Raw genomic sequence first — 7947 nt, 5'->3', positions numbered from 1 at the left:
TCAGAAGTGAAACGCTGTAGCGCCGATGGTAGTGTGGCATTCGCCATGCGAGAGTAGGACACTGCCAGGCACCCAATACAAGAAACCCCGCTCACTCGAACGGGGTTTTTTATTGCCTGAAATTCAGCCCTCACTGGAGGGCAAGCGGGCACTATGGTGCTGTTCGTCGTTCACGTTCACTTGTTGCCCGTACCGGAAAAGTTGCGCCTGCTCTGGTCACATTGAACCCACATGTTGGCTCTCTCCGTTTTCATCATTTTTAGCGTAATAACCCAGTCGGAGCCGTTCTGTCTAAACCCGCCGCCCGCGCTGCGATTGGGGTTGTATCTGAATCATAACTCGGTAGAGTAAGGGGCATTCCGGGTTTGCCCGTGCCATGGTTTCGGTTTTTTTCTGGTATGGGACTCTCCGCCTGTTTTCATTCACCTTCACTCAGTGGTACCGATATGGAACAAGTAAACAAGTCAACCTTCAACGATGTGCTGGAATATGTGCGTATGTCCCGTCGTCAGAACAAGCTCAAGCGTGAAATTGCGGACAACGAGAAAAAGATCCGTGACAACCAGAAGCGGGTACTGTTGCTCGACAACCTGAGTGACTATATCAAGCCCGGCATGAGCATTGACGAGGTTCAGGCCATCATCGCCAACATGCGGACCGACTATGAAGAGCGCGTAGATGACCATATCATCAAAAATGCCGAGCTTTCCAAGGAGCGCAAGGAGCTGAGTACCAAGCTGAAGAGTATGAGCACCAGCAAATAATCCCGCCCCGCTCTCGTCAACACCGGCCTCTGGCCGGTGTTTCATTTTCATGCCGCAGCTCGGATCTCTTGCCGCGTTGCAACAATCGGCTCCCATTTTCACAATCGCCCTGTTAACATCGCTGCAAAGCGGTCAATAGATTTCAAGCCCTTGACTTGAAACGACTAAGCTTGATTGAAAGACAATAAATTGCGCAACCATGGTGGGGCTGATATGGGCGCATCAAAACAGACGGATTCAAATAAAGTGGCATCTCAGGATTCATCCGTACCTAATGCGGACGGGCAACAACAGCGTAAACGCCGACCCTGGTGGCGCTGGTTGTTCTGTTTTATCTTCTTGCTTTGTCTGGCTGCCGTGATCGCCCTGGTGGGTTATGAAATGAAGACCTCCCGACTGCAGTCACAGGAGATCTCCCGCTATGCGGCCACCCTGACCTATCAGATCGAACCCGGCCCCAGCAAGCAAATTGCCTTCCCCGACGACGGCCCGTTCGACAAGCGACTCGGTTATGTGCTGATGCCCATGATCCAGGAACGTCTCGTTCAGCGTGGCTACCTGGTGAGCGAACAGGTCCGTTTTTCCGATGCGCTCTACAACTACGCCAGCCACGGTTTCTTCGTGCCTTATACCGAGAAGGTCCAGGCAGGATTGACACTCTATGACTGCCGTGCAGAACCATTCTACCAGTACAAGTATCCGACTCATTACTATCCGGATTTCAATGCCATACCGCCCTTGGTCATCCAGTCTCTGCTGTTTATCGAGAACCGTGACCTCCTGAGCAACAAGGAACCGCTGGCCAACCCGGCCGTAGACTGGCCGCGATTTGCCAAGGCGGCGCTGTCTCAGGTGGGCAAGGCGCTGGATATGCAGGATCAATCTGCTGGCGGCAGCACCCTGGCGACCCAGGTGGAAAAGTATCGTCATTCTCCCGATGGACTGACCGTTTCGCCGACCGAGAAGATCCGCCAGATGGTCTCGGCCAGCGTTCGTGCCTATCGGCTGGGGCCCGAGACCCTGGAGGCCCGCAAGCTGGTTGCCTGGGCCTACCTCAACTCGGTCCCGCTCTCTGCGGCGCCCGGTTATGGCGAGGTGCACGGTCTCGGTGATGGCCTCTGGGTCTGGTTTGGCGCCAATGTCGATGAGGTGAATCGACTGCTGGATCCCGCTCGCAACCAGGATTCTACCCTGGCCGAGCAGGGCCTTGCCTTGCGCCAGGTTGTCTCTCTGATGATCGCCCACCGCCGTCCTTCCTATTACCTGGCGCAGGGGAGAGAGGCACTGTCTACCCTGACAGACAGCTATCTGCGACTCTTCGTGCAGGAGGGAATGATCACCCCCCCCCTGATGGAGTCGGCTCTCAAGGCCAAGCTGGTCTTCCGCGATTTCCTGCAGGCACCTGCCATCACTCGAGTCAACAACAACAAGGGGCTGCAGGTGGCTCGCACTCGTCTCAGTCGTCAGCTCGGGGTGCAGCTTTATGACCTGGATCGCATGGATCTGATGGCCAACACCACCCTCAATATGCCGCTGCAGAACGAGGTGTCACGGTATCTGCAGCAACTGGCAGACCCTGCATTCGCAGCCCAGGTGGGCCTGTTCGGTGAGCGCCTGCTCTCGCCGGAGAAGACGGGTGATGTGAAGTACAGCTTTACCCTGTTCGAGAAGACGCCGGAAGGGGTCAAGGTGAGGGTGCAGACCGACAACAACGACCAGCCGTTCGATATCAACGAGGGCAGCAAGCTTGAACTGGGATCCACCGCCAAGTTGCGGGTGCTGACCACCTATCTCGAGATTGTCACCGAGTTGCATGACAGCTACGGCAATATGCCGGTGGAGAGCCTGCGAAAGATCGAAGTGTCCGATCAGGACAACATCAGCCGCTGGGCCATCGCCTATCTGATGAGTGCCAAGGACAGAAGCCTGCCGGTGATGCTGGAGGCCGCACTGGACCGCAAGTATTCCGCAAGTCCCTATGAAGGCTTCTTTACCGGCGGTGGCATGCACACCTTCAACAACTTCCGCAAGGAAGACAACGGTCGCATCCCGCCCATTCGCGATGCGCTGCGGGAATCCATCAACCTGCCCTTCGTGCGCTTGATGCGGGACATCGTCCGCTACAGCCTCTACAAGGAGGGAAATCGTGCCCAGTTGTTGAAAGATGACAGGGATCCTCGCCGTACCGAGTACCTGGCCAAGTTTGCTGACAAGGAGGGCCAGACCTACCTGCTGAGGTTCTGGCGCAAATATCGTGGCAAGAGTGCAGAAGAGCAGCTCGATACCTTCCTCGATGGTCTCAAACCCAGCGCGGTGCGTCTCGCCGCCGTGCATCGCTATCTGATGCCGGAAGCCTCCCAGGCCGACTTTGCCGCTTTCCTGGCCAAGCGCCTGCCGCGGGAGAAATTGACCGAGAAGCGCATCGAGCAGCTCTATACCAATTACGGCCCTGGCAAATATTCTCTGCCGGATCAAGGTTATATCGCACGGGTACATCCACTTGAGCTGTGGTTGCTTGCCTATCTCAAGGAGTTTGACAAGGCCACCTTTACCGATGCGGTAACCGCCAGCCGTGACGAGCGTCAGGAGGTCTACAGCTGGCTGTTCAAGACCCGTCATCGCAGTGCCCGGGATAGCCGGATCCGCACCATGCTGGAGGTTGAGGCCTTCCTCGACATCCATCAGCGCTGGGCTCGCCTGGGCTACCCGTTCGATCACCTGGTTCCGTCCCTGGCGACCGCACTGGGCAGCTCGGGCGATCGTCCTGCTGCGTTGGCCGAGCTGATGGGGATCATCCAGAACGGCGGCATTCGTGCGCCGACCCTGCGCATCGAGCACCTCTCCTTTGCCAAGGGGACCCCCTTCGCCACCGTCTTTGAGCCGGCGAACACCCAGGGGGCACGGGTGATGCCTGCCGAGGTGGCCAACGCCTTGCGCAATGCACTCTCCAAGGTGGTGGAAGGGGGGACGGCGCGGCGCATCGCCGGGGCCTTCGCCTTGCAGGATGGTACTGTCCTGGCCCTGGGGGGCAAGACGGGGACCGGGGACAACCGGATCGAGACGGTGGGTCGCTACGGCAATGTGACCAGTTCACTGGCTCGCAACCGGACTGCGACTTTCGTCTTCTACATCGGGGATGATCACTTCGGCACGCTGACGGCCTATGTACCCGGCAGCCAGTCCGACAAGTTCCGCTTCACGTCGGCGCTGCCTGTACAGGTGCTCAAGGGGATGGCCCCCCTGCTGGTCCCCTATCTGCAACCCGCTACTCACACCCAGTGCGTGGCGGGCAGCTGAGCGGATAGCGTATGAAAAAACGGGGCCATTGCGGCCCCGTTTGATTGTGTACTGCACGCCGCCCTGAGGCGGACGTGAGTCATCACTTACAACAGATCTTCAATTTCACCGCGCAGGTACTGGTACATCTCGCGATAGGCTACCGGCGGCTTGTTCAGCTCCCGTTCCTTGTTAGCGGTGCGGATCAGCTGACGCAGCTTCTGGCGATCCAGCTCGTGGAACTGGGACATCAGCTCGTTAAGGGCGCTGTCGCCTTCGGTGATCAGCCGCTCGCGCCACTGTTCGAGGCGGTGCAGGCGGGCGTTCACGGTGGAGTGACGCATCTTGATGATGGAGAGGGCCTCTTCAATGGGGGCCACATCGCGGCTACGCATCAGACGGCCGATGAACTGGAGATGGCGACGGAAGGACTCATCCTTCTTCGGCTTGAGCTTGCGACCCAGCTCGACCGCTTCGGCGAGCTCTTCATCCAGGGGGATCTTCTCCAGCTCGCTGTGACTTAGGGAGACGATCTCTTCCCCCATCTTCTGCAAGGCCTCGGCATCACGCTTGAGCTGGCTCTTGCTGGGGCCCCAGTCTTCCCACTCGTTGTCGTCTTGATATTGACTCATCGGTCTCTGTATTCCTGTCATTCACGTTTGGCGGATATGTTACCAGCTTCTCCCGCTGGGCGCAGGGGTCTGATATGCTTAGCCCCTTTCCTTCCCTTCATACAGATGTGAGTTATGGACCAGCAAGATCAAATCCGCCAGGATCAATCCCATCTCGAGGCCGTGGTCGCCGAGGCCCTTGAGATAGCGAAAGGGCTGGGCGCCGGGCTTGCCGAAGTCTCCATCAGCAAACAGACCGGCCTCTCGGTGAACACCCGGGGCTGCGAGCTGGAAAGCATCGAATTCAACAAGGATGGCGCACTCGGCATCGCCGTCTATCGCGATGGTTGCAAGGGGTCCTCCTCCACCACGGATCTGACCAAGCCGGCCATTCGCGCCGCCGTGGAAGCGGCCATGGAGATCGCCCGCCACACCTCTCCCGATGACTGCGCCGGTCTTGCGGATGCGGATCTGCTGGCCTGGGATGCCCCGGACCTGCAACTGTGCCACCAAATCGAGCTGGATCCCCAGCGTGGCATCGCGCTGGCCATCGAGTGCGAGCGGCTGGCCCTGGGACGGGATGCCCGCATCAAGCACTCTGACGGAGCCAGTTTCTCCAGCCACCTGGGCGTCAAGGTTTATGGCAACAGCCACGGCTTCGTCAAAGGCTATGCTGCATCGCGCAACTCCCTGAGCTGCGTACTGATCGGCGAGCAGGATGGCGACATGCAGCGCGACTACGGCTACTCCTCCAGCCGCTCCCTGGACGGGCTGTGGAGCCCCCAGCGCATCGCTGACGAGGCGGTGGAGCGCACTGTTTCCCGCCTGGGGGCTCGCAAGATCAGCACCCGCCATGCCCCTGTGCTGTTCCACCCCGATACCGCTGCCGGTCTGTGGGGCCATCTGGTGATGGCCATCAGCGGGGGCAACCTCTATCGCAAGTCGAGCTTCCTGCTGGACAAACTGGGCAAGCAGATCCTGCCCGAGTGGCTCACCATCCAGGAGTTCCCCCACTTGCCGGGAGGACATGCCAGCACCCCGTTCGACGGGGAAGGGGTTCGCACCCGCGACATGGACATCATCCGCAACGGCGAGCTGATGAGCTGGCTGCTCACCTCCTACTCCGCCCGCAAACTGGGCCTGACCACCACGGGCCATGCCGGGGGTATCCATAACTGGCAGGTTTCCAATACCGGCCAGGACTTCCAGGGCATGCTCAAGGAGATGGGTACCGGCCTGCTGGTGACCGAGCTGATGGGGCAGGGGGTCAACATCGTCAATGGTGATTACTCCCGCGGCGCAGCCGGTTTCTGGGTTGAAAATGGCGAGATCCTCTATCCGGTGGAGGAGATCACCATTGCTGGCAATCTGGCCGACATGTTCAGCCATATCGTGGCGGTGGGTAGTGATGAGGATGAGCGTTCCAGCCTCAAGACCGGCTCCGTACTGGTCGAGCAGATGAAACTGGCGGGGCACTGATCCCCTCCGTCCGATCTGGACTATGGTGTCTAGTCCTGAGATAGGTCTACACATTTTCAGCTAGCTTTTAGCACTCAGAACCCCCGATGCGTCACATCAGGGGTTCTGTATTTCAATGCCTGATGCGGTTGCTCCAGGTTATAAGTATCCACTGCCTTTCGCACTTTTCCCCGCCTGCGCCAGCCTCTGCAGGCTTTGCAGCAGTGACTCTCTTTTCAAGATCTCAGTGCATTTTGGTGACAGTTATGAGTATCTGTCATCAAGCATTTGACCCCGTGTTGTTCATGCAATGACTGATACAACCCCGAACAATACTGCACCTGGTGGTCCGAATGATGAATAAGCTTTCCGTGGTCACGTTGTTGCTTCAGTGTTTTCTCGATCACCATCGACTCGGCATTCATCTCTTAGTTGCCACTATTTTGCGTGAGCAGGTGTCCGTCACCTAGCTCAGGTAGAGCGGCCCTGAGTGTCATAACGCGTCTGCGTCTGTTTATAGGTGAGCTTGCCTTCTTCAATCTGCTCGACCAGGGCCAGTTTAAAAATCAGAGTAATTGTGTTGTGTTCGTTTACGCCCTGTCCCATCGAGATCTCCATCTATTCGGAGGAGAAGATGCAAACCATATTCAGGCAGATGCGCCGATCAGACGTCGGCCAGCTGCAATGCCTGGCGGTAGTACTCGTTGGCCTTGTTGGTCAGGCGGCGCTTGTCCATCACCTGGCCGAGGGCGTGGTAGAGGGCGGCATCCGGCGCCTTCGCCACTTCCTGCTCCAGCAGGCGCTGGGCGTCGTCCAGTTGGCCGGCCAGCAGGCAGACCCGGGCCAGCGCGGCTTCGGCGCCAGGCTGATCCTGGATCTTTCTGAGCAGGGTCAGCATGGGCTGGTAGTCGTCCAGTTTGAGCTTGGGCAGGCGGGCGAACAGCTCGGGGGAGGGATCCTTGCGCAGGGCCTCCAGCCAGAGATCGGCGGCTTCGGCATCGGCCCCCAATCGGCGCAGGCGATCCCCGTAACTGGCCAGCAACACGGGATCCTGGCGCTGTTTGCGGGGCAGTCCCTGCCAGACCGTGCGCAGGGTGTCGAGGGAACCGCTGGCGGCCTCCAGACGACCGCACCACGCCTGGTGCAGCAGGGTCTCTTCCTGCTGGGCGGTCAGCTTGCCCACCTTGCGCAGGGCAGGGGCGAGATCGATGAGGGCCGCCCAGTCTTCACGGGCCAGATACACCTGACGCAGCTGATCCAGCACCATGGGGTGGCGCGGGTTGAGGGCATAGATGGACTCGAGGCGACCGAGGGCGCTGTCGTACTGGCCCTGCTCAATCTGCAACTGGGTCTGGATCAGGGTCAGTGCCAGCTCTGCCTTGGGGTTCTCTTCCTGAGCTTTCTGCAGGTAGTGATCCCGGCGCACGTCATCGCCCCGGGCCTGGGCCACCCGGGCGGCGCTCAGGTAGTTGAGCAGCGGGGTGTCGCTGTTGTCTGCGCCCTTGATGAGGAGCTTCTCGGCCTGGTTGTAGTGCCCCTCGGCCATGGCCAGGGTGGCATTGACGGTTTGCAGGTTGGCCTTGCGGCGGCGGCGGGAGCCGAACCAGCCCTGGGTCTTGCGGCGCAGGCCGAACAGGCGGGCCAGCACCCATTCCACGATGAGCAGGGCGCCGTAGAACAGCACCGCCAGGATCACCGCGCTGGTGACCGAGGATTCCACCGTGTAGTTGCCCAGCGAGATGAGCACATAACCCTTGTTGCCGGAGGCTTCGGGACCGAAGATGAGGCCCGCCACCATCACGGCGACTATGACGATCAGACGAATCATGGTCTCCTCC

The 7947-nt window shown here is 59.3% G+C and carries 6 protein-coding genes and 1 pseudogene; 3 read left to right on the top strand and 4 right to left on the bottom strand.

All coding sequences use genetic code 11. The features are described 5' to 3' along the window. Positions 1-446 precede the first annotated feature (446 nt). Both tmaR and OKB81_RS02340 read left to right on the top strand, forming a co-directional pair. Positions 447-764, top strand: a complete 318-nt coding sequence (tmaR, locus tag OKB81_RS02345) for a PTS system regulator TmaR (protein ID WP_010672687.1) — start codon at positions 447-449, stop codon at positions 762-764. 213 nt (positions 765-977) lie between these two features. Beyond that, the gene (locus OKB81_RS02340) at positions 978-4061 is read left to right on the top strand and encodes a transglycosylase domain-containing protein (protein ID WP_160836834.1); all 3084 of its coding nucleotides are present in this window, start codon (positions 978-980) and stop codon (positions 4059-4061) included. A gap of 86 nt (positions 4062-4147) precedes the next feature. On the opposite strand, the gene yjgA is transcribed toward OKB81_RS02340, so the two are convergent. After that, positions 4148-4672: a ribosome biogenesis factor YjgA gene (gene yjgA / locus OKB81_RS02335; RefSeq protein ID WP_010672689.1), complete on the bottom strand. Its 525-nt coding sequence runs from the start codon at positions 4670-4672 to the stop codon at positions 4148-4150. A 114-nt stretch (positions 4673-4786) separates the two neighbouring features. Between yjgA and pmbA the strand changes: the two genes are divergently transcribed. Further along, positions 4787-6130 carry a metalloprotease PmbA gene (pmbA, locus tag OKB81_RS02330; protein WP_109112262.1) on the top strand — a complete coding sequence of 448 codons (1344 nt, stop codon included), beginning with the start codon at positions 4787-4789 and terminating at the stop codon, positions 6128-6130. A 74-nt stretch (positions 6131-6204) separates the two neighbouring features. Here the strand turns inward: pmbA and OKB81_RS02325 are convergent. The 3 genes and pseudogenes from OKB81_RS02325 to OKB81_RS02315 form a co-directional block, all read right to left on the bottom strand. Next, positions 6205-6599 (bottom strand): annotated as a pseudogene (locus OKB81_RS02325) (integrase core domain-containing protein); the annotation flags it as partial. Then, positions 6581-6715, bottom strand: coding sequence for a hypothetical protein (locus OKB81_RS02320; protein WP_010672691.1), 135 nt, complete (start codon positions 6713-6715; stop codon positions 6581-6583). The pseudogene OKB81_RS02325 and the gene OKB81_RS02320, both read right to left, overlap by 19 nt. A gap of 58 nt (positions 6716-6773) precedes the next feature. Next, the gene (locus tag OKB81_RS02315) at positions 6774-7937 is read right to left on the bottom strand and encodes a heme biosynthesis HemY N-terminal domain-containing protein (RefSeq protein WP_069785406.1); all 1164 of its coding nucleotides are present in this window, start codon (positions 7935-7937) and stop codon (positions 6774-6776) included. Positions 7938-7947 lie beyond the last annotated feature (10 nt).

This window comes from Aeromonas sp. QDB56, assembly GCF_027705505.1.
Lineage (GTDB): Bacteria > Pseudomonadota > Gammaproteobacteria > Enterobacterales > Aeromonadaceae > Aeromonas > Aeromonas caviae.
Note: the sequence above shows the minus strand (reverse complement) of the source record. Positions and strands in the feature narration are given on the sequence as shown.